The 25131-nt window shown below is 67.7% G+C and carries 17 protein-coding genes, 3 pseudogenes and 1 CRISPR repeat array (1 of these 21 cut by a window edge); of the genes and pseudogenes, 5 read left to right on the top strand and 15 right to left on the bottom strand.

Annotated elements, in window-relative coordinates:
• Positions 1-2 precede the first annotated feature (2 nt).
• Entirely contained in the window at positions 3-278 is a 276-nt protein-coding gene (locus ACZ4M3_RS31840) for a hypothetical protein (RefSeq protein WP_467738528.1), read from the bottom strand.
• A 540-nt stretch (positions 279-818) separates the two neighbouring features.
• On the opposite strand from ACZ4M3_RS31840, the pseudogene ACZ4M3_RS31835 reads away from it, so the two are divergent.
• Positions 819-932, top strand: a pseudogene (locus tag ACZ4M3_RS31835) (IS5/IS1182 family transposase); the annotation flags it as partial.
• A 561-nt stretch (positions 933-1493) separates the two neighbouring features.
• Here ACZ4M3_RS31835 and ACZ4M3_RS31830 read toward each other — a convergent pair.
• Together ACZ4M3_RS31830 and ACZ4M3_RS31825 are read right to left on the bottom strand one after the other, a co-directional pair.
• Entirely contained in the window at positions 1494-2564 is a 1071-nt protein-coding gene (locus ACZ4M3_RS31830; RefSeq protein WP_467738623.1) for a hypothetical protein, read from the bottom strand.
• Positions 2565-2864: 300 nt separating this feature from the next.
• Positions 2865-2960 (bottom strand): annotated as a pseudogene (locus ACZ4M3_RS31825) (ATP-binding protein); the annotation flags it as partial.
• A gap of 233 nt (positions 2961-3193) precedes the next feature.
• On the opposite strand from ACZ4M3_RS31825, the gene ACZ4M3_RS31820 reads away from it, so the two are divergent.
• The 3 genes from ACZ4M3_RS31820 to ACZ4M3_RS31810 all read left to right on the top strand — a co-directional run bounded on the left by ACZ4M3_RS31820 (position 3194) and on the right by ACZ4M3_RS31810 (position 6221).
• Positions 3194-3403, top strand: coding sequence for a hypothetical protein (locus tag ACZ4M3_RS31820; protein ID WP_467738526.1), 210 nt, complete (start codon positions 3194-3196; stop codon positions 3401-3403).
• Between the two features lie 392 nt (positions 3404-3795).
• Positions 3796-4479 (top strand): RNA polymerase sigma factor, encoded by a 684-nt coding sequence (locus ACZ4M3_RS31815; RefSeq protein ID WP_467738524.1) that lies wholly within the window; start codon positions 3796-3798, stop codon positions 4477-4479.
• Positions 4479-6221, top strand: a complete 1743-nt coding sequence (locus tag ACZ4M3_RS31810) for an IclR family transcriptional regulator domain-containing protein (RefSeq protein ID WP_467738522.1) — start codon at positions 4479-4481, stop codon at positions 6219-6221. Before ACZ4M3_RS31815 ends, ACZ4M3_RS31810 begins: the two co-directional genes overlap by 1 nt.
• A gap of 754 nt (positions 6222-6975) precedes the next feature.
• On the opposite strand, the pseudogene ACZ4M3_RS31805 reads toward ACZ4M3_RS31810, so the two are convergent.
• From ACZ4M3_RS31805 to ACZ4M3_RS31790, 4 genes and pseudogenes are all read right to left on the bottom strand, one after another.
• Positions 6976-7203 (bottom strand): annotated as a pseudogene (locus ACZ4M3_RS31805) (ABC transporter ATP-binding protein); the annotation flags it as partial.
• A 2411-nt stretch (positions 7204-9614) separates the two neighbouring features.
• Entirely contained in the window at positions 9615-9953 is a 339-nt protein-coding gene (locus tag ACZ4M3_RS31800) for a MarR family winged helix-turn-helix transcriptional regulator (protein WP_467738520.1), read from the bottom strand.
• Between the two features lie 89 nt (positions 9954-10042).
• A complete protein-coding gene (locus ACZ4M3_RS31795) occupies positions 10043-10459 on the bottom strand; it encodes an SRPBCC family protein (RefSeq protein WP_467738518.1) in 417 nt (138 codons plus the stop codon).
• Positions 10460-10670: 211 nt separating this feature from the next.
• Positions 10671-10904: a hypothetical protein gene (locus tag ACZ4M3_RS31790; protein ID WP_467738516.1), complete on the bottom strand. Its 234-nt coding sequence runs from the start codon at positions 10902-10904 to the stop codon at positions 10671-10673.
• Positions 10905-11561: 657 nt separating this feature from the next.
• Between ACZ4M3_RS31790 and ACZ4M3_RS31785 the strand changes: the two genes are divergently transcribed.
• A complete protein-coding gene (locus ACZ4M3_RS31785; protein ID WP_467738514.1) occupies positions 11562-12512 on the top strand; it encodes an excalibur calcium-binding domain-containing protein in 951 nt (316 codons plus the stop codon).
• Between the two features lie 1316 nt (positions 12513-13828).
• Here ACZ4M3_RS31785 and cas2e read toward each other — a convergent pair.
• The 8 genes from cas2e to cas3 all read right to left on the bottom strand — a co-directional run bounded on the left by cas2e (position 13829) and on the right by cas3 (position 23342).
• Positions 13829-14155 carry a type I-E CRISPR-associated endoribonuclease Cas2e gene (gene cas2e / locus ACZ4M3_RS31780; RefSeq protein ID WP_467738512.1) on the bottom strand — a complete coding sequence of 109 codons (327 nt, stop codon included), beginning with the start codon at positions 14153-14155 and terminating at the stop codon, positions 13829-13831.
• Position 14156: 1 nt separating this feature from the next.
• Positions 14157-15092: a type I-E CRISPR-associated endonuclease Cas1e gene (gene cas1e, locus ACZ4M3_RS31775; RefSeq protein WP_467738510.1), complete on the bottom strand. Its 936-nt coding sequence runs from the start codon at positions 15090-15092 to the stop codon at positions 14157-14159.
• A 62-nt stretch (positions 15093-15154) separates the two neighbouring features.
• Positions 15155-15817, bottom strand: coding sequence for a type I-E CRISPR-associated protein Cas6/Cse3/CasE (gene cas6e, locus ACZ4M3_RS31770; protein ID WP_467738508.1), 663 nt, complete (start codon positions 15815-15817; stop codon positions 15155-15157).
• Entirely contained in the window at positions 15814-16638 is an 825-nt protein-coding gene (gene cas5e / locus ACZ4M3_RS31765; RefSeq protein ID WP_467738506.1) for a type I-E CRISPR-associated protein Cas5/CasD, read from the bottom strand. The genes cas6e and cas5e overlap by 4 nt, the downstream gene beginning before the upstream one ends.
• Entirely contained in the window at positions 16635-17777 is a 1143-nt protein-coding gene (cas7e, locus tag ACZ4M3_RS31760; RefSeq protein ID WP_467738504.1) for a type I-E CRISPR-associated protein Cas7/Cse4/CasC, read from the bottom strand. Before cas7e ends, cas5e begins: the two co-directional genes overlap by 4 nt.
• The gene (gene casB, locus ACZ4M3_RS31755) at positions 17774-18502 is read right to left on the bottom strand and encodes a type I-E CRISPR-associated protein Cse2/CasB (RefSeq protein WP_467738502.1); all 729 of its coding nucleotides are present in this window, start codon (positions 18500-18502) and stop codon (positions 17774-17776) included. The genes cas7e and casB overlap by 4 nt, the downstream gene beginning before the upstream one ends.
• Before the next feature lie 62 nt (positions 18503-18564).
• Positions 18565-20187 (bottom strand): type I-E CRISPR-associated protein Cse1/CasA, encoded by a 1623-nt coding sequence (gene casA, locus ACZ4M3_RS31750; RefSeq protein ID WP_467738500.1) that lies wholly within the window; start codon positions 20185-20187, stop codon positions 18565-18567.
• A 275-nt stretch (positions 20188-20462) separates the two neighbouring features.
• Positions 20463-23342 carry a CRISPR-associated helicase Cas3' gene (gene cas3, locus ACZ4M3_RS31745; RefSeq protein WP_467738498.1) on the bottom strand — a complete coding sequence of 960 codons (2880 nt, stop codon included), beginning with the start codon at positions 23340-23342 and terminating at the stop codon, positions 20463-20465.
• A 182-nt stretch (positions 23343-23524) separates the two neighbouring features.
• Positions 23525-25131: direct repeats of the CRISPR family, unit length 29 nt; unit sequence GTGCTCCCCGCCGACGCGGGGGTGGTTCG; it runs 2145 nt beyond the window's last position.

Raw genomic sequence — 25131 nt, 5'->3', positions numbered from 1 at the left:
CCCTACTGGGTGATGCGCAGGACGGCCGAGGCCAGCCCCACTGCGAGCCGGCGGCCTCCGCCGAGGACGAGCATCGCCGCGACGCCGAGTGCCGTGCAGGACGCCAGAAGGGGGACGATCTCGGACCGCGGCAGGCCCGCTAGAGCCAGCACCGTCCCCAGCACGGGGAACGAGACCAGGCCCGCGACGTATGGCAGGGGCAGGTGGCGCTGCTCGGATCCTCGGTGGCCGGAGGCGGCCCCTTCGCCGGGCGAGGATACGAGTCCGTTCGTGGACATGTCGGAAGATCCCTTTTACTCAGTGCGGAGTGTGGAGTGCGGTCCCCAGTGCGCGCACAAGCGACGGTTCGGCTGCAAGTGGTTCTAAAGGAAGGGAAGTTGGCGCTTCCCGGACGGGACGCTACAGGAGCGTGGCAGGGCGCCGGGGCGTACTTCGCCAGGCTGTTCTTCCTGCTCGGATTGGTTCAGGGGCGTTCCCGGAGGCCTCTGTGCTCGCGCCCCCGGCGTCCGGCTGGCGGGGCGGCCCGTCGTGCGGTTTTGGCTCACGGGCGTTCAGAGTGGGTTGAGATCTGGGGCAGGAAGGGAGAGGCTGGCGGAGCTGGTTGCCGAGGCAGCCATCGATCCCTCTGACTGCTACCGGCTGCAACCGTAGGACCAGAGATTCGGGCAGTGACCGCGTTGGCGCGTGGCCTGCCGGTGGAGGCTGCCGTCCCGGGTCCGGGGCGGCAGCTTCGTACCGCTCCCGGATCGCGTGACGAGGGCCAGCCTCCGGCGGCCGAGCGTGGGGCGTTGACTGCAAATGCCGGCAGCTGCGAGGACGGTAGCCCCACCAGCTTCGACAGTGAGCTCTACAAGCGCCGCAACGAGGTCGAACGGACCATTTACCGGCTGACTCACAGGGCCGACACGACCCGCTACTCCAAGCGCGCCTAGGTCTTCCACGGCACCCTCAGCCGGAAGGGAGGCCAGGCTGGTAGACCACTAACCTGGCCCTGCTGCCTGTGTTTGGCTGAGTCAGCTGCCGCTGAGCTCCTTGAGGCGGGCGGCGTATGCCGCGGCGATCTGCACCGTGATGTCCTCGTCGGCGTCCACAAGGCGGTCCAGGTCGTCCACGGCCTGAGCTCGCCCTGCCCTCAGCGCGGCTGCCAAGAAGACCACGCGAGCAAGGCGGAAACCTCGCGGAACCTACCGCGCCCCAACCGGTCGGGAAGCGCCCTTCGTGACGGCTAGTCTCCGAGGAGTTCTCGGGGGCCAGGCTCCTCAGGACCGGCTGCCTCGACTCGACGACCGCAGCCACCGCAACGTGCCCCACGTAAACGCGGGCACCACGAGACCAGCTTGGTCCGCCCTGCGCAGGCAGCACCGTCAACAGGCAGGTGCAGGCCCGTTTCTGCGGGATTCACAGCGCCCGCTCGGGTGAGATCCCCTCGGAACCCTGCCCTGACTCAGCAGCAGTCCCCTGCTACGGAAAGGGTGTGCAGCGGGCCCGACAGTTCACTGAATCAGGTCAGTGTGTGGATGTTCGGGGGAGGCAGTGCAGACGTAGACCTGCATGTTGTCCGTGCTGCCCACTTCCACCCTCGTCGGCTGCGAGGAAGCCTGGCCCGCGTAGTAGGGGGCGACGGCCGCGGCCTGGTCTTCCTGCGGCGCCCAGCTGTGGCCGTCGCCGCCGTCCCACTCCCAGGAAGCGATCGTCAGTAGCGGGACCATCTGCACCTCGCACACAGCGCAGTACCGGGGGTACGGGTCGGTGCGGCCCCACGGGGGCCAGCCGCCGACCTTCCAGCCAGGTGCGTTACCCAGATGCGTGGAATAGAAGTCACCCGGATACTTCGCGTAGGAGCTGTCCACGTCGGCACCGGCTGCCTGCCACCTGCTCCAATCCTCAAGCATCAGCCGCAGTTCCGGGCTCAGATCCAGGCTGTTGGGGTACTCGGTGATCGCTTCCGGAGCCAGCAAGCACGGTTCGGGCACGTAGCCCGGATAGTCCGCCTCGTACGGTTCCGGTGGTGTGACGAGGACGTCGCCGACCTCCCCAGCCGACCGCCAGAACAATGCGGTCGCCGGCTTGTAATCGGGTTCGTGCTCGTACGGGCACCACAGAATCTGAAGCACATCGGCCTGCCCAGGCGGCCGCAACAGGGGTATATCCCGCAGGAACAGCTGAGCCACGGGCAACATCGGCACCGGGCATTCAGCGGGCCGGAGAGGGCCGGCGGCCAGCCGTTCCGCGAGCTGCGCGGCATCGCGTCGCTTGAGTGCTTCCTCCCCGGGCGTAAGCGTGGACTCAACATCCGGGCGCCGCCGAAGCTGCAGGAGCCTCTCAAGCCGCACTGCAGTCGGTGACCGGCGGAATCCAGTGTCCACGTGATGGTGCGCGTCTTCGCAGTGCGGCCACGGCTCCCCTGCCGGCCACAGCAACGGCCCGCCGACCGAGCTATCCCTGACCGAAGGCGACCCCGGACGCGGATGCAGCCGGATGGCAGGTCGCGCCAGCGGAACCAGCTCGGGGAAGACCGCAGTCACCTCGACAGGCCGCGGCGGCGTAGTACGTATGAAACCCATGCCGGCGATCTTGCCACCAGCCACCGACAATCCCCTCCCGCCCCAACCAGCGTCAGCGCTCAGCGGGCTACAACTCCCACCAACCCGGCGACGGCACAACAAGTCTGCCTATGTGGCAACTACCGTGCTTCGGCTCATGAACTGAGCCCAAGCCGAGCAGTTGGCACCGGCAAAGCCAGATGACATGGCGAATAGGAACCGCCGAAGCAGCCCGGTTGTCACCAGTGAGGCACTCCCCTTGTCACAAATGCTCATTCAGCAGCCTTTGTGTAACCAGTAGCAATGATCGACGGGAGGACCTCAACTCTTGACGGCCTCCACGATCTGCAGGGCAGCCTGGGAGGACGTGAGGTGCGTGGTGTCGACGACCTCGGCCTCACTGTGCAGCCACGTGCGCGGGCGCGGCGACCGTACGGTCCCGGACATGACCGACACCAACCGAGCCCTCCCCGCCCCCGTCTCCCCCGCCGAACCCGCCTTCGTTCCGCAGATACTGCGTGGGCCGTCCTTCAGCCAGGACCTCGTCCGCACCTTCTACCAAGCCACCCGCCTGGTCCGAGGCATCTCCTTCGGCGACGTGGAGACCAGTGACGTCGAGGTGTCCGCGTTCGGCGCGATCGTCTGCACCGGTGACACCCCCGCTGACGCCCTCCAGGCCGCCGACCGCTGTCGCGCGCCAGGCTCCCGGTCTGGAGATCCATACCCTTGCCTGGGCCCGGACCGACGGCCCGCGCGAAGGCGCCTTCGAGTTCAAGGTGACGATGACGGTCACCGCTCCCGATCCGGCCACCGGTGAACACGTCGGCTCCACCCACCAAGCCGACCACCGTCATCGGTAGGAACCGGGGCACGGAAGGCGCGAGGGCACCGACACCACCATGGGGCGCCCTCGTGCCTTTGCCTGATGATCAGGCACCTCATCTGATCGATTCCTGATCGATCTCTCTCTATATTTGCGCGTTCAAATTTTTTTTGGGCGCAGCTGTACCCATACGCGGCCTCCCAAGCGCTGTCCTTCATAGAGGCACCCGCCTCCAGTGCCGTGAAAGGAAGTACGGTGCTTGATCTTCCTAGGAGGACACGTGCAGCTGCACGCTGCGCTGCCGGTCGTCGCAGGCGCGCCACCGGTGACATCCGCCGGCCCCGAACCGATCGGTCAGCCCGCCCGCGGCCGCATAGCGACCCGCGCCAGCACCCGGCTGCGGGGATGCGGTATTTGCGGGGTGGGCCGGTGAGCGACGTGGGCACCGCCGAGCACGGTGACCCGGCCGGCGCGACGCACGACGCATGGGGCCGTCTACTGCCCCAGCCCGCGCCCGGCACCGCCGGCATGCCGCGGGTGATCAGCGGCATGCCGGTACCCCCGGTACCGATGCCGCGGCTGCCGGACGCGCCCGGGCACTGGACCCCTGAGCAGGAAGCGGGATTTCGCCGCTACCACGAGAAGTACGCGGAGAAGTTCCTCCAGTACGCCGACGCCAAGCTCCCCAGCCGGTTTGATGCCGAGGACGCCGTGCACAGCATGTTCGAGGTGGTCGTTCGGATCTGGCCGAGGGTGATGGCGATGGAGTACCCGTCCGGGTACGGATGGAAGGTGCTCAAGCACCGGATCGCCGACCTGCATCGCAAAAGCAGCCGCATCGGCCCAGTCGACGACGAACGGCTGCGGGCGGAACTCGACCGGTATCCCGCGGGGGATCCCGGAGAGGAAGTCATCGACCTGATGAGCCTCCAGGACGAGATCAAGGATCTCCCCGACCGCCAACAGGAAGCGCTGATGCTGGATGTGCTGGGCGTGCCGGTCGAGGAGATCGCCGAGCTGATGGAAATCAAGGAGGAATCGGCGCGGATGAATCTCAAACGGGCCAAGGCCCGGCTGACGCGGCGTCTGGGCACAGGATGGAGGCGGAAGTGATGAGCCAGGCGCACATGTCCTGGTCTTCCTGGTCTCTGGACGCCGCCAGCCAGAGCGAACCCGACTCACCAGTGCGCTACAACGTGGCGGCCGCCTATGGCCGGCTGATGGCGTCCGCTGCCTGTCGGCGCCCTGCGGCCGAGCACTCCGGGGTCACAGCCGGTGAGGACGCGGGACGAGAGCTGGACGCACTGTGCCAGGATCTCATCCTCGACCCCCAGGCCGGCCAGGACATCGCTCTGCTCGCCCAAGATCGGGGTCTGACGGTCACCGGAGCACTGGCTTTCGGCTGTCTTCTTCACTTGGTCCGCGATGAAGCCGCTTCCTTCTGGTGGGAGTTCGCTGCTGGCGCGGGTGAACCCGAGGCTGCCTACCTGTTGATGCTCGACCACAAACGGCGTGCCGAGATCCGTGATGAACAGCTGTGGCGCGACCGGCTCACCTCGGCGCTGCGTCCCAGGCCAGAAGGACCGGCCGGGCCCGGCTGGCGCGACCTTCCCTCGCCCTCCACACTGCTGCGCCAAAATCTGGAACAGGCCGCCCTATTCGTCGAGCGCCACGAGCACGAGGAGCTGGGGGACATCGTGCTGGCCACCCCGCGCCTGGCCGCGGCTCTGCTGGCGCTCACCGGGCCGGCAGAAACATCAGACAGCTGCCAGGAACCTCACACACAGAACACGCCCCAACCAGTCAGGGCAGGGGCTGACCACCTAACTGAGCCGGAGATGACGGCAGGCGCAGTAGGCGCTGGGCCTTCGGCCGCTACCTGCTCCGGCGAGGTTCGCCCCCCGAAGGGCCCGAAGATGTGGACACCTCCACCGGCCCTGGCCGGCAAAGCATTCGACCCCACCGATCACACTCCTGCGGAATGGGAGGATGCTCTCCGGATCCTGGACGTCCTCCAGCTTCTCCGCGAGACCAAATCCGCCGACGTCCCGGCAGTCGCACAAGCCGCAGGGATCACCCCCCGCGGAGCGGTCGAGCTTCTGTCCTGGCTGGCCGACAACAGCCTGAGCCGCCCCCTGGACGCAGGTACCTACGGCCCCGGCCCTCTCCTGGCCGAAATCGCAAGCGGCAACTCCGTCATGCAGAGCGTCCTGGGCCAGCTGCGCGACGACACCGGTGCGGCGATCTACCTCTCGACCTACACAGATGGGGAGATCGCCATCCCCCACAGCGCCTGGGGGCCTCAAGCGCCACAGGTCACCGTGACCGTTGACTTCAAGGAGACCCCGCACGCCAGCGCGGTCGGCAAGAGCCTGCTCTCCCAGCTGACCCCCGCCGAACGTGCAGACCTTCTCTCCCGCCATCGGCCCAAACCCCTGACTCCCAGGACCATCACCGACGCCAAACGGCTGATCGACACCATCGACCAGTACGGCCCGCAGAGCGCCCACTTCGATGTCCTCGAATACAGCGAAAAGGAAGTCTGCGTCGCGATCTCCCTGCCCTTGGCCGGGCAGGCCTCCTCCGTCGCCCTGTCCCTCCCCGCTACTGAGCTACACCGCCTCGTGGCAGCTGCGGAAACCCTCAGCAACCGTTCCACCGGCCTGTTCCTCGCCCTGGTCCTCGCCACCAACCCGCAACCCGAGTCCGCGGCTGAACCCGTTCCCGAGCCTGAACCGAGTATCGCTCGGCCCAACACGCTCTGGACGCCACCGTCAGGCCTGACAGTGCCACCTTTGCTCACCCCTCATCTCGCTGGCCGCCCCGACCCGCTTCTGATCATCACCAGCCGCTGAAGCGTCGCGAATGCCCCGGCGCCTGCCCGCGCCGGGGCCCGGCCCGCCTCCTCACAACGCATACCGCCAGAACAGGACCACGGACATGCTCAACGCACCAGCGGACAAGCCCCCCATCCCCGAGGAGCCGCCTCAAATGCACACCACCAGTCAGACGATTACCAATTGGCTGGTACCCACGCTCCTCCTCCTGGAGATCATCGGACGCGCGAAAGCCATCCTGGGAAGTTGAATTACGGGCCTGGTGCTCCCCGAACGCGTCGGGCAGACCAGGCGGAGAACACGTCATCAGGACTGCGGTCAGCCGATCCCCCGTGTGACCTCCGAGAGGTGTTCTTGCATCAGCCTATGGTCCAGAGCGGGTGAGGGTGTACGTGCTGGTCTGCAACTGGGGAGGACATGTGGCTCGTGAGCGAGCCGTGTTCGGCAAAATGCCTGGCCGACGCTAGAGCTCTCCAGTGGCTGCCACTGGCGACCGCAATCGACGAAGTCCCGGATCTCCCTGTTTCCGCTCGACCGTCCCTGGAGCTCACGGAAGGTCAGGTGCTGGGCCGGATGGACGGTGTGGTGAGGCGGGTCAGCGCGAGGTTGCAGCGCAAGGACATAAAGGGGCGGAAATGCAGGGCACCATACGTCGGCATGGGTCGTGGCGGAGGGCGGCAGGGGTGATCGTCGCGGCGTGGATGGTCAGCGCAGGATCGGTGATGCCGGCGGCAGCCGACACGGACCCGCCGGACTACCTCACGGTCATGAAGGCGGCGAGCGCGATCACGAGCAGCGCGGGCAGCGCTCCTTGCAGACGGGCGGCCGCACTGCCGGCGGTGAGTATGGGCCCCATCGCGCGGGCGGTGGCGGTCAGCAGCACTGCTGCGGATACGCCCGTGACGAGCTCGCACGCGATGAGGAGCCGAACCGCCTGCCGATCGGTCTGCCAGGACAGGCGGCCGATCCGGGCCAGGACCGACGGAAGCATGGCGCACATTTTCAGGAAGGAGACATCGGCGAGCGCATTGACGGAGTACTGCCCGCTGCCATCTGATAAGCAAAGGCCCCCGCAGTGGTGCCTCCACCACGAGTTCAGTGGTGACTCGGTTCGCGGTGCAGGAACTGAAGGCGCTGTTGGGTCAGCTGCAGATGCCGGGCGTCAAGGGACGGCAAGGAGCGCAGCAGGCGGACCAGGTCCGGACCGGTGCCGAGTGCCGCGTTGCGGTCCTTGAGCTGTGTCCAGCAGTACAGGGCCGGCGGCCGCTGCGTGTACGGCTGGCGCGTCTGCGGCCTGGCGGGTCATGCGGGTCATGGCGGCACGGGTCCACAGCTGGGTCGCGAGCTCGAAGTCACCTGCCATACGGGCCAGGTCAGCCCGAATTTCCACCCATGCGATCGCTTCCAGCGAGGTGGTCCCGCAGGTCTGCAGGACGTGCTGCTCCCAGGCCCGTGCGAGTGCGGCTGCCTCAAGGTCCCGCCCGCTGGTGGCGAGGCTGTGGATATGCGGGCGCGGATCCTGTGCGGGAAGGGCCTTGTGCTGAAGTGCCCGGTCTGGCAGCTGAGGCTGCGCGTCCACAGGCAGGCCGTCGGCGGGAAGGCGCACGGCCGCCTCGACCGGCAGGAGCTCGGAAGGATGAGGGCCACGAACCAACGCATGCTGGCCTTGGGGCATCGCCTGCCAGGCGCCAGCCCCGCCCTGGCCAGGCGTCGATGCAGGCGTCACGACCGTACGAAGCGGTCTGCCCTCGTCCGGCCCCGACCTGCCAAAGGGAGCCTCTGGCAACGGCGCCGGCCCATTAGTGCCAAGTTCCAGGGCGCTCGGTAGCACGATGCAACCAGGCGGCAGGGCGGCCGCGCCAGCCGCGAGAGCATGCAGCTGGAGGTTCGAGGGCCGCGTGGGGCTGGCGCGAAGCTGGTCAATCCAGGCGCGGGTGTAACAGCTCACGACGTTGCCACTGCCGCTCCAGCCAGACGGGGCAACCACTCCGTACACCTCCACGGCCGGAGCCGCGGGCAAACTGCCGTACTCCTGCAGCAACGGCCACGCAGCCTTGTCCGCCACGAGATCGAGCAGCACCGTCGTCAGTCCGGCGGGCCGCCCCCGAAGCTCCGTCCCCAGCCACCCCCACGGCAACGCGGTGTAGCGAACCGAGCCAGCAGTCGTCCCAGCCAGTGCCAGATGCAGACGGCCACCCCGCCGGTCAACCGTCAGCCTGCCCGAGAGATACACCATCAGCGGGCCAGGCGTAGCGGCGGCCGTACGAAGCCGCGTCAGCACCGCGTTCGGATCTCGCGCCCCGTCCAAGTACGTTGTGTCACACGGGACATCGCTGTTCAACAACACCGGCGCCTCGACCATCCCCAGCGCCGCCAGGTTTGCGCTCGGCGCCACCTGCACGCTGCGGCGCCTCGTCGCCGCATCCCCGGCTATGAGTAGTACGTGACCCCGTTGCCTCAGCCCGAAGTTGTGCATGAGCAGACCGTACTCAGTGCCAGGCGCCAAGCGAACGGCCACTCACCCTTGATCCAGAAACGTCACGTCTCGGCCCATGCCAGGCACCGGACGGCGTCGATGCCGTGCCGCTCGGCCAACGTTCGTTGAGCCGGGCGCGCTCGGCGGCCCCGACGATGTCGGCGCCGGCCGCCTGACGGCGGCCGTGCCCGCTGGTTGCCGCGGCCATCGCCTACTGGGTCCGGATGCTCTGCTCGCGAAGACATTTGGCTCTTTCGAGAAGTGCGGGCCCTCGACGAACAGTGGGGGGGCTCGTTCGCCGAGCACACCCGCGGTCAGCGCGCCAGCGGCCCGGCAAACGCGGTGTACTGGGTCTACGAGAAACAGAAGGGATCCGAGGGGCGAGAGCGCAGAGTCCAGACCGTCCGCTTCGAAACCAGCCAGATCAAGAACCCGCTCCGTCAGACCGTCCTCGACGCGGGATGGACGTGGCGCGGAGTACTGTTCCGCCTCTGACCCACCTCCCCAGCCTGCAGACGGCTTCGCCGTGACGAACCGCTGCCGCCGGCCACACCGATAGGCGCGCTCCCCTTCCCCGGCCACGCTCTTCCTGGCCGGGCGTCACACCCCGGTGCCACAAGGTCCTCCTCATTGGGTGAGCTCCGTCGGAACCGAAGTCCCAGATCCGCGTCTGGTGCCCACCATTAGATGCTGCCCTCGATCTTTTGTCGCTGGCATCCGGCCAGTTCACGGCGCTACGACACGGCGATCAGGGACTGAAGCGACTGAAAGTCGAACGTGGCCGTACGACCGATTCCAACTCCGAAGACTAGGAAGTATCGGCGTTGGAGGGCTAATGACCACGCCGAGATCAGTGCCGTGATCATGATTGGTTGGCGGAGGTGGCCCCTGCTGGGAGGAGGCGTTCCGGCCGGCCGCAAGTTGAGTTGGTGGCTTCAGGATTCGGGGTGGGCCAGGCGGCTGAGCATGGTTACGGCGTCGTCGTGCGCCACCGGCTGGAAGAAGCGTGCGTCGACGTTCTCGACGGCGGCGATCGCGCGCGGAGCCAGCTCGGCTCCGGCACTGGTGACACGCAGCCGTTTGGCGCGGGTGTCGGCGGGGTCGACCTCGCGCTCGATCAAACCCTTGGCCTCCAGGGCGCGCAGGACCTGCGAGGTCATCTTGACGTCGGTGCCGGCCTGGCGGGCCAGGGCCTGCTGGTTGGGGTGTTCGCCGTGCGTGTTCAGCCACCAGGTGCAGGCAAGCAGAACGAACTGGACGTGGGTGAGGTCCATTGGGCCGAGGGTCGCGGCAATTTCGCGCTGCCAACGCAGCGTGGCGTGCCAGAGCAGGAATCCGGGGCTGTCGCCGGGGCTGAGGGCCATCAGTCCTGTGCCAGCTTGACCAGGGCGGCCATGGTCTCGGGCCAGTCCGCAGTGACGGCCGGACCGATCCGCGGGCCGAGCTGGTCGGCTCCGGTGCCGGTGATCTCCATCCGGTACGTCACTCGAGTGCGGCCTCGCTCGCCCTGGTCGAGCCGGTGAATGGTGCGAAGGAGCAGCCCGTCGAACCGGGCCTCGTCCACAAACAGCTTGTCGACGGTCGCCTCGGCGACGATCAGGTGCACCGGGTCTTGGCCGGCTGGCGTCATCACGATCTCAGCGCCCGCCGCGAACGGGCCGCTGATCTGGATGCTCGCGATGTCGGTGTTCCAGACTCCCCAATTCTCGACGTCAGCCCACAGACGCCAGATCGCCTCGGGTGCGGATTCGGTCTCGGTGCTGTGCTCGTACGTCCACATCAGTGGCCTCCTGGTCGAAGATTCTCTTCGAGAAGACTATCTGCGCGAAGATTATCTGTCCACACGCCTTTCAGCGGCCCCTCCTTCGCCCCAGGGGCAGCCCTCACGCAGCACCACTTCTACGTCAACCCCCGAAAGACTTCCGGAGCCCACCACTCAAGCCATTCCGGGGCGGCAGCCGGGGTGTCCTGGAGCCACTTCACGTATCGGGTCACCCCTCGACGATGGTGACCTTCGGCTTCCAGCCCAGGCCCGGGTAGGTCTGGCGTGCGGTCGGATAATGGACGGGCCTGAGGCAAGTATCGGCCTGCTGACCGTGTGTGCCCAGATCCTCCAGGCCCAGGGCCGCGCCGACTTCTGCGCCGAGCTCACCGGTCCCGTCCGCGAGCAGCTGGCACACTTGTGCCGCGCCCTCCTGGGTGCTGGCCTCGACCGCATGCCCCACAGCCGCCCTCCTTTCAGCTCAGGCTGACGGCGGGGCCCGTTTCCGATGCCGTCGTCGTTGAGGCAGCCCTTGCCCTTCTTGGCGAGGCGCCGAAGACAGAGGGCTGCGTGAACCACGAACCGCGTGGGACCTGCTTGTACAGCGGTAACTTTCCCTTGCCCTCTGCGAGCGTGGAGCGCGCACCGGTGACCGGCGAGCGGTCCGACGCCGGGAGCGGGCAGGCTCCGAAGGCGTCCTCCACACGTCGATCTGCTTGCGCTGATCGTCGAGGAAAACCCTCACAGTCGAGGATCTGCCGCATCGCCCGGTCGAACGTCGGCGGCGACCAGGGCGAGCCTGCCGCTGCCCACGCACCGGGCGATCCGCGGTCCGGCCCAACGGACCGGATTCACGACATGAAAGGCCATGAAGCGCGCCCCACCACGGCCCATCAACGCCGCCGTCACAGCCCGCAGGTTCCTGTCCGAGACACCCACCGAGGCACAGCCAGGGTTTCGCGGTCTCAGCGCCCAAGCAACAGTCGGTGAGGATCTTTAACTATGTGTGTACTGTTTGCGGTTTCAAGTAGTGCTCAGGACCAGGAGACTCGTGTACCCGCCGCCGCACGCCTACTCGCCCACGCCCGCGCCTCCCCGACGCTGGTGGCAGCATCCCGCCTTGATCATCACAACGCTGTTCTTCCTGCCGCCGGTGGGTATCGCACTCGCCTGGACAAGCCGATGGAGCCAAACGAAAAAGATCGTCGCGACCGTCCTGTCCGGCATCTGGTTCCTGGTCCCGCTACTGTCCGACCCGCCGAAGAAGACGGAGACCGACGCCAAGCCGCAGGCGCTCGCCAGTGCACCGAGCACCAGCCCGCGCCCGAGCCCGTCCGCCCCTCCTAGCTTCGTCGGCCAGAGCCTCAAGGCAGCAAAAAAGGCGGCCTCAACCGCTGGCTACAACGCGACCTCGCATGACGCTGCTGACACCAACACAAGCCAATGGGACGACGGCAACTGGAAGGTGTGTTTTCAGACCACGGCAGCCAAGCAGATCGGCAAGCTGCCGACGCTCGACTTCGGCGTGGTCCGCCACGAGGTCCCGTGCCCGGCCAACGACGGCGAACCGATCCCGTATCCGAAGATGCCCAAGGTTGTCGGACAGACCTTCGCCAAGGCGTTCGAAGCACTCGAGCCGATCGGGCTCCAGAAGATCGAGCCGCAGAGCGCGTACACCGACGTCACCCTTCCCGGCACCGTGGACGATTGGGCGGTCTGCTTCCAGGAGCCCGCCGAAAACCAAGAACTCCGGACTCCCAAGACCACGACTGCCTACCTGCAGCTCGCCGCCCCCGGCACTGCGTGCCCCTCGTCGCAGCACACCGAGCTGCACCCCAAGCCGGCGCCGGCCCCCAACGACGACGACTCCGACAACTCGTCCACAGGCGGCTCGACCTCGACCACCGGCGGCTCCGGCGGAGGAAGCGGCTCCGGTGGCTCCGGCGGAGGCAGCGTGTACTACAAGAACTGCACGGCCGCGCGAGCAGCCGGCGCCGCCCCTGTTCACAGGGGCGATCCGGGCTACGGCCGCCACTTGGACCGTGACGGCGACGGCGTCGGCTGCGAGTAGGCCACGCTCCCAAGGGAAGGAGGAACCATGTTCGGCCTCGTCAGCCTGATGATCAATCTGTGCATCGTCTGGCCCCTTAAGCTCATGGTGCAGCTCTGCAAGGCCACGCTCCGGATGTTCGGCGTACGCATCTGACCCGAGCACCTCACGTCGTAGCCCCCGCCCCGGCTCGGCCGGACCAGCGGGGGCTTCCAGCAAACCTAGAGCTGCGCTTGCCTGATCATCGCGACGAGTACCGGCGAATCCGGGGAGGGCTGAACGGTGCCGATCGCTTCGTACCCCCAGTCTTCGTAAAGCCGCTGCACCTCCGCCAGGCACCCGCTCGTCCAGCGCGCAGGCCGCCGAAGACGACAGCAGCTGACGCAGTCGCCTTCGGCGGCCGCTGCGAACCACGCCCACCTCGGCAGGGAGCACCTCGCCATCGTGAGCGAGGAAGTACCGGGCCTCGAACCACCCACGCGTGGGCGGGGACGACCGGTCCGGTCCCACCCTGGCATCGGCGGGGAGCACGCTCAGCGTTGGGGCGACGCCGGATACGTCGGTCCACCCCCGCGCCGGCGCGGAGCACGAGGCCGCCGAGATCGGCTCGGGGATTGAGCAAGGTCCACCCCCGCGTCGGCGGGAAGCACGGCCTCCCCGCCAACCTGCTGCCGGACGGCGCCGGTTCACCCCCGCGTCGGCGGGGAGCACTGCCTGATCGTGCGGGTCGCCTCATACCCCGCCGGTTCACCCCCGCGTCGGCGGGGAGCACCAGAACCTACCGCTCGAGCAGCTCACCGACAGCGGTTCACCCCCGCGTCGGCGGGGTGCACGGTGCGGCAGGTTCAGGGGGCGGGTCGGCAGTAGGTTCACCCCCGCGTCGGCGGGGAGCACCGCAAAGCGGACATCGGCCTGCACCACTGGCACGGTTCACCCCCGCGTCGGCGGGGAGCACGAGCCGCACCACGCGGCTGCCTGCGGTTTCGCCGGTTCACCCCCGCGTCGGCGGGGAGCACTCAACACGAATGGCCTGCATGAGCTCCTCCCCCGATTCACCCCCGCGTCGGCGGGGAGCACGGTCGCCACGCCCCTTTCGGGAGCCCGAAAACTGATTCACCCCCGCGTCGGCGGGGAGCACGCCGATTTGCTCATCAACCGCACCCACGGCGCCGATTCACCCCCGCGTCGGCGGGGAGCACGACACCGAGGCCCTCGCTGCTGCTGCGGAGTTCGATTCACCCCCGCGTCGGCGGGGAGCACGGCGGTGACGAGGGCGCCGGCGGACCCGGCGCCGATTCACCCCCGCGTCGGCGGGGAGCACCTTCCTGACCTGGTAGTTAGTAAGGGCTTTGCAAGTTCATTGCTGTCTGCGTGGGTGTGATCCCAGTCATCCGGATGAGTGTGAGGCCGTCGAAGTCCACGGGTAGGCGGCGTCTTGTGCCTGCTGTGCGGAGTGTGTACCCCTGTTCGTTGGGGGCCGGATGGATGAGGACAGCTTGGCCGTCTCCAACGGTTTCGGAGACGGCCACCCACAGTTCGTCACGAACTCGGGCTGAAAGTGTTCCGACGAAGATTCCTGAAACTACTTCTGTAGTCCACCGGCTGAGCGCGCCTCGGAGGTGGTCAGGAACTGCAGTGGTGGCGATGACGGCCATGGATGACACGTCAGGTCTCCTGACTGCCGTAGTTGCGTCCGGCCGGCAGGATGCCTGCGTGCGGGTCCCAGAGGTGGACCAGATTCACGGCCTGCCTGTCTGCTGCCTCTTCAGTCTTGCTCGGGCGGTCGGGTCCAGGGTCCAGTAGTGACTGGATGTCCTTGACGATGCGTGGCAGGAGTTTCAGGAGCCGGAGGCCGTCTCGGAATTTTCGGCGTGCTTCTTGCTCCGGATCGGTGGAGTCATGGAGGGAGAATGCGATCGGGATCGTGGTGTCAGTTTTGTATAGATCTGCGATGTCGTAGACGAAAGAGTGTTGCTTTCCTGTGTGGACGAAGCCCAGGGCTGGTGAGCAGCCCAGGGCGAGAAGTGTGGCGTGGACGATGCCGTACAGGCAGGTATTGGCTGCGGACAGGGCGAGGTTGACGGGGTCCTGATCGTGCCACTGCTTGGGGTCGTAGTTGCGGCGGAAACGCCCGATGCCGTGTTGTTTGGTCAGTAGTTGATAGAAGGCCTTCATGCGTTGGCCCTCCATGCCTCTGAGTATGTCGAGGGTTGGTGTTGGGGGGCAGTCCTGGCCGAAACGCATTTGGTACATGCGTGTGGCGACTGCGAGTCGTCGCTGGGGGTCGGAGTAGGCGTGGACCTGGTGTTCGAGCCAGGTGGTGGTGAGGGAGTCGGGGAGCACGGCGGCGTAGGCGCGTACTCCGCCTGATCCTGTGACGATCACGCTGGTCCCGTGGCGGGCGAGTGTGGTCATGGCTCGCGTGGTGATTGAGACTCCGGGGCCCAGGAGGAGGCAGGTCAGGGCTGCGGTGGGGATGTAGACGGTGTCGGTGCGCTGGTCGTCGACGCGGATCTGTGCGCAGACGCCGGTGTCGTCTTGTACGACGCGGACCATGTCCAGATAGAGGAAGGACAGGGAGTCGGCGATGCGCGGGAGCATGGCGAGGGTTGGGGCGGCGAGCCGGCGTCGTGCCTGGCCGCCCCGCTGGTGTGCCTGCCCTGTCACGTGGCTGCCGGGGCCAGGGTCAGGAGTCCCGCGCCGTAGGGCTTGCCCCGGCCGATGCCGGTGAGCAGGGCGTTGGTGAGGGCCAGTGGCTCGGCGACGGTGGCGGTGCCGTCGTATCGGATGAGGTTGTGCCGAAGTGGGGCTGTGGGGTTGCCGCGTCGGCGCGCGGCTTCAACGGGGGTGGGGAGCAGGGTTTTGAGTCGCAGGCCGGCTTCCTCGGCTCGGCGTGTCCACCATTGGTCCGCGTCGGGTCCGGAGAGGGGGATGACTTTGCCCCGTTGGTTTTTCTGTTCCAGGGGCAGGCGTTCGCGCCGGGATGGGTTGACGGTGATGCGGTAGCGGACGGCGAGGCCGGGGCGCAGTGCGGCGAACATCGTTGAGAGGTCTTTGATCTCGATGTGGCCGTATTCGGCGGGCAGGGCTTTGTCGTCCAGGGGAGCTGTGGCCTGAAGGAGGACGGTGGTGGTGTCGGAGGTGGCCTCGATGCGGTAGAGGAGGCCGCTGCGGAGTCGGGGACTGTCACCGAGGTCGTCGGGGACGAGCCTCATCAGGGTGCGGTGCATTTGGGTGGCGTCTCGGAGGTCTCGTGCGACGGCGCGGTTGCGCGGGTTGAGGCGGATGCGGGCGAGGAATGCAGTCGGATGCGGGGTTGAGGTCATGCCGTGTGCTCCGTGCTCTGCGGGTACCGTGCGCCTGCTGTTGTGTCCTGGGCGGCATAGTCGACCAGGCGTTCGTGCAAGGTGCGTTCCTCGTGGTGCAGCAGGCCGGCGGGCAGCTGCTCGGTGGTTCGGTACACCCGGCGTTTGCCGTGGCTTCGGCCGTGCTGGGCGAAGGTGAGGGGACGGTCTTGGACGGTGAGGGGGATCGCGGGTGTGGAGGCGCCAGAGGGCGGGTGCTCCCACAAAACGTCGACACTGATGTGGTCCGGGTGTGAGGTGGACGTCGGGCCGCAGAGCTCGTCGGTGTGGGGCCGGCTCAGCGGAACGGAAGTGAGGAGTTCGGCCACCGGATCGTTGACGTCGGATCGCAGCAGGAAAGGCTCATCGGGCGGACAGGAGCGCCGGCCGAGGTAAGGCGCCCAGTGGGGGTGGCGCAGGGCGTCGGCGAGTTCCCCGATCTGTTCACCGGGGCCTTCTACCGCGGCGACGAACACTGCGTCGGCCAGGTATTGGCGGCGGGTGATGACGGCTGCGCCTTTGTTCTTTCCACCGCTAGTCGCTGCGGTCAGATGGGTGGGCAGGCCTCCTCCGACGGTGTGGTAGTCGGTCAGCAGGACGCCGGGCCGGTCGATACGGACAGTGATCTCCAGGGCGTCGTACTGGCTGAGGGATGCGCCGCGTGCGAGTCCCTGGGCAGCGGCGAACATCCCGATCACACCGGATCGCGTGGGGAAGCCGGCTGTGTCACGCACGGGTGTGAAGGCCGATCGCTCCCCCCAGGACTGCAGCGGGCCGGCGAGCCGGAGCAGCAGACCGGTCACTGGGCATCGCCCTGATCATCGGAGGTTGCCTCGGGCAGGGCCGCTTCCACGGCGGCGTCGATGAGTTCGGCGAAGGAGCTGTGGGCGCTGCCCAGCTGCTCGTACGGCTCGGTGCTGATTCCGGCGTGACCGTGGAAGGCGCGGTGTCGGTTTCCGGTGAGCCGGTGGACTTGGCCGGCGTAGTGCGCCATGGCCTGTCGGGAGGGGGCTGAGAACCCGCCGGCGCGGTCTGCGGCTACCGGGGTTTCGAATGCCGCGGCCAGCGACAGGGGCCGGTGCGAACGTACCGCGAGGTAGGCGAGATCGGGGATGGTGTGGGCAGCTGTGCTGTTCTTCTTCGCCTGCGGAAGAGACATCAGGAAGTGGTCCGCGAAGGAGGCAAGGACGGTGCGTGCGGCCTTGGCATCGCCTTCGAGGTTGGTCAGGAGATCGGTGATGTTCACCGAGGCGAACCGGTAGAAGACGCCGGCGCTGAATTCGGCGGTGTCCAGGTGGCCACTGCCCGTCTCCGACTCCCCCAGCCAGTCGTCGACGGCTGTGAAGTAGTCGCGCTGCGGTTCACTGGCATGGGTGGTGAAGGCATGCGCGACCTGTGCCGCTCCGTCGACGTTGGCTCCGGGGAGCTCGGCCAGCATCCGTCCCAGGAGACTGATCGAGGCGGTGCGGGTCTTGAGGATGGCCTCGATTCGGTCCGCCGGCAGCAGCACCCCGGGCTTGGCTTTGCCCAGGCCCGCTTCGAGTTCGGCGCGGTACTCGGTGCAGACAGCGGTGAGGTCGGCAATACCGGCCTCGGGCAGGAACAGCAGCACGGAGGTGTGTCCGGCATTCTCGGTGCCCAGGCCTTTCTTGCCCGCGCTCGCGGCGACCTGCGCGCCGGCGAACGCGGCCAAGTCCTCAGGCCAGCCCGATCGTACGAGGGCTTCCTTCACCTTGATCGGGACCATGCGTGTCCTGGCAGCCTTCTCGCCGAGGTCCTGCTCCACTCCCAGGCGAACGACGCGCTTCCAGGATTGGCTGGAGACGCGGATCCGGTTCGCGTTGCCGTACCGGACAGTTTTCGGTGACCCGAGATCATCCCGGTTCAGGTTGGCCGCGGGAACCGCCTGGATGACGTTCAGGTCCAGGAACAGGGAATTCACTCGTTCTCCTCAGTGGTGTCGTTGTGGTGGTGCCCACGGACCAGCCCGTCGCCCACGTGGGCGGGGCCGGGTGCGGCGGGACTGTCAGGGGTGCGTCGTTCCTCTGCCGTGCGGACACGGAAGTAACTCTCCAACCAGTGCGTGGCGATGTGGTCCTGACGCCGGTCCCACCACGACAGGTCATCCAGCAGCACGGCCCAGTCGAGGAACACCCCTCGTCCGGTGAACTGGCGCAGCAGCGCCGGAAGCCGGCTGTTCAGCGATTCGCTTCCCACACGCGCCATGTAGTGCAGTTCCGACTCCGCCGAGTCGGGTTTCATCACGCCCGCGTTGACGGCTTCGCCCAGTGACGCTCCCAGGTTGACCCGCTCCCGGCGGGTGCGACCGGCATCCTCCCGTCCGGCTGAGCCCTGCAGCGGCACTGCTGTCGCTTCGCCGGGTGCGGCAGCCTCGGCCGGCTCCCGCGCCGCCTCCACCGCCGACTCCTCGGCCCTGGCCTCCTCCTGCTCTCGGGCGGAACGGGATCGGGCCGCGATCAGCGCGGCCACCGTGTAGTAGGGGCGCCGGCCGGCCGGGTGCTGCACCTCCTCGGGCACCAGCCGTACGAGGTGACGGTGGAGACGGTGGCAACGCTCGTATGGCAGCCCCAGCCCGTTGCGCAGGTCGGCCTGCGCCCTCTTGTCTTTGGCGCAGAGGGCGATCACCTCGGTGACGAAGCGCCTCATCTGCGCCTCTCGGCGGGACCTGGGATCCGTTGCGGGGGAAGATGCCTGGACAGGGATGGTTGTCATCGTTCACTTCCCGAAAGCGTTCCTGGGGACTGCTGCGGAATGGTTGTGTGGCGGAGCAGCGAACGCAGTACCCTGCGCGCGTTCATCCGGGCCCGCGCCACGCGTACATCTGCGCTGCGGGCCCCGATGGCCGCGTCCAGGGCATCGAGTGCCGCCTCCACGAACGCCGGCCGCAATGGATCGTCGAGACGGCCGGGAGCCAGGAGGGTCCAGAAGATCTTCTCGGCGGCCGGCCAGTAGTGGGCGAGGGCTGCCTGCGCCCAGGGGCCCGGCTTTTTCCGATCCAGTTTCACTTTGCCGTCGGGGTCGACTCCCGGGTCGGTCGCGATCTTCCAGGCCAGAAGGGCGGCATAGCGCAGCCGGTCACCGGTCTGCTCCGCGAACTCCCTGGTGTGCCCGACGCGCACGGCCATCTCGGGGCTGGATCCGTCCTCCTGCCAGCCCAGAACCGGCGGCGTCGTCGCCTCGAACCAGGAACTGTCCTTCTGCTGGCCGTCCTGGTCGAAGCCGTATGCCCGAACCCGTAGACCGGCCCTCAGTGACGCGGGCAGGTTCTCGAACACCGCCGGCCGCCGGGCCTGGCCCCCGCCCTTGAGGAGCAGCGCGTCCAGGTCCCGCCACAACGCCCGGCCGGCGTCCGCGGGCCGCGGGTACGGCTCGCCGTCACCGGCCCTTGGCATGTCGAGGATGACGTAGGGGTCAGGAGCCGGCACCGCCGGCTCATGCGTGGACCAGGTCAGATAGGCGTCCGTGACCGATCTGCCGTCAGGTGAAGGCACGAGGAGGGCGGCATGTCGGGCCCGTCCGGTCAGCAGCCGTCCGGGCCAGCTCGGCGCGGGCAAAGCACCCAACGGATCAGGCAGCGACTCCTCCTCCCACGGACACGTGTCCAAGGGATCCGGCTCCCCGACGGTGGGCTGAGGCACGGACAGGATGAGCGTCGTATAGAGGCTGTCCGCCCAGGGGTGGTACGACAGGGACTTCCGCAAGGGGCCCGCGTCGCCGTTTCCGGGCTTGACCGTCGTAATCCGGCGTGGTGTGCATTGGCCGGAGGGCCCGTAGTACAGCTGGGCGATCAGATGCCATGCAGCCTCGGCGGCCGGAACGGGCAGCGGAGCGGTGTCGGTGAAGTGTCCGAACAGGACAGCACCGTTGACACCCGTGGGTCGCCCAAGCACCAGTTTGTTGACCCCGGAGGGGTTCGGCAGGCCCTTGCCGTCGACGCACTCCGTCCGCAGACGGGGGTCTTGCATGAACGGCCGCTCAGGATGGAACAGGTCGAAACGGCCCTGCGGAACCCTGCAGTCGAGATACTCATCCACCGCATCCGCGTCGAAGGCCTTCTGCCGCAACACACGGTTGCGCACCCGGATCCATTCCGGCGGCTCATCCGCCAGATCCTCATCGTCCAGGGCGATGCCGTCATGGACCTTGATCCGGGCGGTTACAGCCGCCAGCAGCCGTAACAGTCCCGACGCCGCGGGCGGCACCGGTAGCTCCAGGTCCTCGATGTCATGCGCCCGGTGGAACAGCTCACGCAGCCCCACCATCACCGATGCACCGCTGCCTAAGCGCACCGGGATCCACGGCTCGTCCCGCAGGTCGAACCCTTCAGCCATGCTGTCCGCCATCTCTGCCGCCCGGGCAAAGCCGCACACGCGCCCTGCCCCTGGCAGCTACACGTACACGCGCAACTATCCCGCGCACAGTGAAGCAGGGACCACTGACAACGCCCCCGGGCCGCCGTGCGAGGCCTAGTACAGCAAGGCGGGCAGCGGTCTGTCCTCAGATGAGCAGAATCTGCATTAAGAGACGCCCATGCGTCTGCCCCGGAGGCATGCGGTCCCGGCTACCCCCGGATGTGGGGTAGCCCGGAGCGCGGTCTGTGGGCCGGTTATGCGCGTCGCAGACCAAGGTCGTCCTCCAGCCAGATCCGGTGACGTCCTACTGCTACAGGCACCGGCTGTCCGTCGCGGATCTGCTGGCGCAGCACGACAAGGTCGCCCAACATCGGGTGTTCCGTCCAAGCCGGTGGTGGCCTGAGGTCGACGCGGTCCGCATCACGGAACCACTGCGCGTTGACCGGGATGGTCTGCCCCATCACCAGGCGTACCTCGGCCGCGGTCGGAGTTTCGCCCACCGTTGCACAGGGCAACCGGATTTCACCGGCCAGATCCAGGCTCTCCCGCCCACCGTCATGGACGTACACACACAGCAGTCGTACCGAATCCGCCCCCAGCCGTGTCGCAGCCTGCCACTCGTCATCTGTCCCAGGCGTACGGTGCAGCTCGTCAAGACCGATTACCGACCTTGCGCGGGGAATCACCACCATGTTCCCTGCCCCGCGGTGGGCGGCCTCCTCCCCCACGTAGGCACTCCAGGCCGCTGAGGCCTCCGGGTTGTCGAAGTTGTAGCGACCCGAACCGACTCCGTGGACCCGTTCCACCAGCTCCTGCACGTCATCCGGCACCCGAACCGGCTCCACCCCCCGCTCGGCCAAGGCCTGGGACGTCTCGCGCAAGACGGCCTCGTGATAGACCTCGCCCCACTGCCGCGGTACTCCCCCGCCACCACTCAAAGGATCGAGCACCACCAGCCGGGGCCCTGTCTTCAACGCCCAGCCGGGACGGTCCTTGCCGTCCGGCCGCCCGTGCTCGGCCCACCACGTCTCGTGCCGCCAGCACCGCCCGGCACGCTGCAAAAGCAACGCCATCGGGGCCAGATCACTGATCACCACATCCGCGTCCAGATCCAGTGACTGCTCCACCACCTGGGTGGCCACGATGATCCGCCCCTGTGGCCGCGGTCCCGACCGGCCCATCCCCCCGGCGACCTGCCGGGTACGCGCCTCCCGCATCGTTGCGGGAAAACGCGCATGCAGCAGCTGCACACCCCCTGCCTCCAGCCGTCCCGCACTCAGCTCGCACAGATAGGTGTAGGTGTCCTGAGCCTCACCGACGGTGTTACACACCACAAGCACACACCCGGCCCCTTCCTCCAAAGCCGGGGCCACGAGCCGGCCGATGACGGCAAGGCGACCGCGCGCACCATCCGGCCGGCTCCCGTCGACAGGCTCAACCTCGACAACCAGGTCCATACGGCGCTGCCGAGCCTGCTCCTCCCGATCCGCCGCACTGATCTCGGTGCAGTGGCCGCTGCCGGCGTCGACATACAGCCAGCCCGGATACGGCACCGGGAACGACCGCGCCTTGAGACTCTTCGGCGTATGCCCGACACCTTGCAGGTACTGCTTGACGAGCTGGTCGCTCACCGACCCCGGCAAGGTCGCCGACAACAGCACCACCGGCACCCCGTAGGCTCCCAACCAGTTCAAAAGGCGCCCTAACAGCACCTGCATGTAGGGGTCATAGGCGTGGGCTTCATCCACGATGAACGTCTTGCCCGACAGCCCCAACAGCCGCAACATGTTGTGCCGAACCGGCAACACCGCCATCAACGCCTGATCGATCGTGCCGACCGCGTACTGGGCCAGCAGAGCCCGCTTCGCACCACGCAACCACCGCGCCGGACGCAAGGCCGCCAGCCGGCGTGCCGGCCCGTCATCCTGCCCCGCCTCGTCTCCATCACACACCAGCACCCGGTCACCCGGACCGAGACCATCCTCGCCGTAGGCACTGTTGAGCCAAGACATGCTGTGGGTCAGCGCCAACCCAGACCCGGCCGCCTCCTGCCGGGCGAGGACACCGGCAACCCGGCCGTGCATTTGATCGCTCGTCGCCATCGTCGGCAACAAGAAAGCAAACCCCCGCGTCCCAAAACGCGCAGAAAGCACCCGCTCCGCCTCCAGCGCGGCCTCACTCTTCCCATCACCAGGAGCAGCCGTCACCACGAGAATCCCGGCCCTGCCGACAGCACCCTTCTCCTGGAATGCCCCTTCGAGCGCTACCGGCAAGTCCGAGGCCAGCGAACGCTGCAGAGCGTTCGGTGCCCCATCGATGCCATAAGCCTCAGCGAACGGCTTGCGCACAAGCTCAACGGGCACCAGTCCCGCATCTCGGACCAGTCGCTTCGCATCAACACACGACTGCGCGAAGTGCCGCTCCAAGCCAACAACCAGTGAACCGCAACGCTCGCGCACGTAGCTCTCCTGGCTGACAAGCCAGTCAGCCAGAACCACCACACCCGTTACAAGAACAGCCGCTGGCGCAGCGAACTTGTCCGGCATCGTCGGCGCACCGAGCACCGCATGAACAGCACGGGCATGCGCGGACCTCTGACCAGCCCACTTTTCACCTCCCAGGAACGCCTCATACGCCGGACTGCTGAACAAAGACTCATGCCGGTGGAAACGGCCGTGGTGCCCACCAATGACCTCGGCAATCCGCGCGATGGGTCCCTTCTCCTCATCGGGATCCGACACATCCTCGAATCCCAAAGTGGCCAACACCGCAGCAGTAGCCCGCATCCCTGCCACGTCGTGGCGGACCTGCTCATCACCGATCTTCCCAAGATCACCGAGCAGTCCCGCACTGAGCCCTGCCGCAGCACGCCGGTTACAGAACTGGAAACCGGAAATCTTTCCCAGATCATGCAAACCAGCACACAGCCCGACCAGCGCACGAGCCTCATCGGGCCGACCCACACACTGCAAACCAGCAGAGATGACCACACGCTGGTTGTCAGTCAGGTACTCATCCCACAAGAACTGCGCCATGGCCGCCGCATCGAGCAGATGCCGCACCACCGGGTACTTCACCCCCTCCAACCCACGGGCCTTCCCCCACAGGCTTTCATCCACCTCAGGCCGGCTCATCACGACCGCTCCCCTCACCCAGCTGTTGCGAGCTGTCCCGCAGCCAACCACAATCCGGTGGCACCCTGGATCGCTCCTGTATTAGCGCGAACGTCGTAGGCTTCGGTCATGCCCGAAACCGTGACGCCACCTCGAAGGGCAAAGAAGATGCAAAGCCACTGAGAAGCCGCAGGTCGCGAAGAGTGCTCCCCGCCGACGCGGGGGTGGTTCGACGATCACCCACGACAGGCGGAGCACCTTCTCGTGCTCCCCGCCGACGCGGGGGTGGTTCGGGGACGCACCATGGCCAAGAGAGCCCTCGACGGTGCTCCCCGCCGACGCGGGGGTGGTTCGGTCCTCGATTTCCGGGGATGCAGTTCGGCTCAGTGCTCCCCGCCGACGCGGGGGTGGTTCGCTGCGGAGGCTTATGCCGGCCACCGTGTACAGGTGCTCCCCGCCGACGCGGGGGTGGTTCGCGCGGAGCCCTGGGCCGGCAGTAGTTCGATGTGTGCTCCCCGCCGACGCGGGGGTGGTTCGCGGTGGGTCTCCCGGTCCCCGGTCCGTAGACCGTGCTCCCCGCCGACGCGGGGGTGGTTCGCCCGCAGCGGTACTCGATCTCCTGATTCGGTAGTGCTCCCCGCCGACGCGGGGGTGGTTCGCCTTGTCGAATGTCGGCACCCCGGCCAGTTCCGTGCTCCCCGCCGACGCGGGGGTGGTTCGCAGCGCTACCGGCGCCGCCTACGGGAGGCGCTGTGCTCCCCGCCGACGCGGGGGTGGTTCGATCTTCATGGTGATCCGTTTCTGGGTGTGGTGGTGCTCCCCGCCGACGCGGGGGTGGTTCGCCGAGCTTGTCCTTGATGGCGGCTAGAACACCGTGCTCCCCGCCGACGCGGGGGTGGTTCGGTGCAGCCAGCCGTGCGCCCGCCTTGACCAGGGTGCTCCCCGCCGACGCGGGGGTGGTTCGGGCAACAACAACGACAACAACAAGGGGGAGTGCTCCCCGCCGACGCGGGGGTGGTTCGGCTGTTGGGCGAGGACCATAAAGGCGCTTTCAGTGCTCCCCGCCGACGCGGGGGTGGTTCGAACGTCCGCTGGATCGCTCCCGATGCTCTGCAGTGCTCCCCGCCGACGCGGGGGTGGTTCGCTGACGTACGACGACCTCCCGCTGATCCCGGCGTGCTCCCCGCCGACGCGGGGGTGGTTCGTCGTCAGGGCCAGGGCGTCGTCCTGCGCCCGAGTGCTCCCCGCCGACGCGGGGGTGGTTCGTAGACGATTGGCTCCTGGTGCTCCCGTATGACGTGCTCCCCGCCGACGCGGGGGTGGTTCGATGAACTTGAAGCTGGCGCCTTCGGGGAGCAGGTGCTCCCCGCCGACGCGGGGGTGGTTCGCTCGCACGGGCCGCGGGCCGGGGCATCGATACGTGCTCCCCGCCGACGCGGGGGTGGTTCGTTGCCGTCTGCCCCGAGTGCCTCATCGAGGCGGTGCTCCCCGCCGACGCGGGGGTGGTTCGTCCGCGGCCTCCTCCGTCCAGTCGTAGTTGATGTGCTCCCCGCCGACGCGGGGGTGGTTCGACGGTATCGGGGCTGGAGATGCTCGCGGACTGGTGCTCCCCGCCGACGCGGGGGTGGTTCGCCGGTGTCCGCGAGGAGCCGGGGGATGGATCCGTGCTCCCCGCCGACGCGGGGGTGGTTCGGATCACGATTCGCGAGCAGGGTACGCACGTCGGTGCTCCCCGCCGACGCGGGGGTGGTTCGCCATCTACGTCTGGCACCAGCTCCGCGAGGACGTGCTCCCCGCCGACGCGGGGGTG

This window comes from Streptomyces sp. NPDC026522 (assembly GCF_055567555.1).
The sequence above is the reverse complement of the archived record's forward strand: the minus strand, read 5'-3'. Positions and strand labels throughout refer to the sequence as shown.

Bases quoted from the DNA above. Each gene is read 5' to 3' on its own strand.
- casB (WP_467738502.1), bottom strand. From the start codon at position 18,502: ATGAGGCGCTTCGTCACCGAGGTGATCGCCCTCTGCGCCAAAGACAAG.
- ACZ4M3_RS31800 (WP_467738520.1), bottom strand. From the start codon at position 9,953: ATGGACCTCACCCACGTCCAGTTCGTTCTGCTTGCCTGCACCTGGTGG.
- ACZ4M3_RS31810 (WP_467738522.1), top strand. From the start codon at position 4,479: ATGAGCCAGGCGCACATGTCCTGGTCTTCCTGGTCTCTGGACGCCGCC.
- cas1e (WP_467738510.1), bottom strand. From the start codon at position 15,092: ATGCTCCCGCGCATCGCCGACTCCCTGTCCTTCCTCTATCTGGACATG.
- ACZ4M3_RS31830 (WP_467738623.1), bottom strand. From the start codon at position 2,564: ATGGGTTTCATACGTACTACGCCGCCGCGGCCTGTCGAGGTGACTGCG.
- cas6e (WP_467738508.1), bottom strand. From the start codon at position 15,817: ATGACCTCAACCCCGCATCCGACTGCATTCCTCGCCCGCATCCGCCTC.
- cas3 (WP_467738498.1), bottom strand. From the start codon at position 23,342: ATGAGCCGGCCTGAGGTGGATGAAAGCCTGTGGGGGAAGGCCCGTGGG.
- ACZ4M3_RS31795 (WP_467738518.1), bottom strand. From the start codon at position 10,459: ATGTGGACGTACGAGCACAGCACCGAGACCGAATCCGCACCCGAGGCG.
- ACZ4M3_RS31840 (WP_467738528.1), bottom strand. From the start codon at position 278: ATGTCCACGAACGGACTCGTATCCTCGCCCGGCGAAGGGGCCGCCTCC.
- casA (WP_467738500.1), bottom strand. From the start codon at position 20,187: ATGGCTGAAGGGTTCGACCTGCGGGACGAGCCGTGGATCCCGGTGCGC.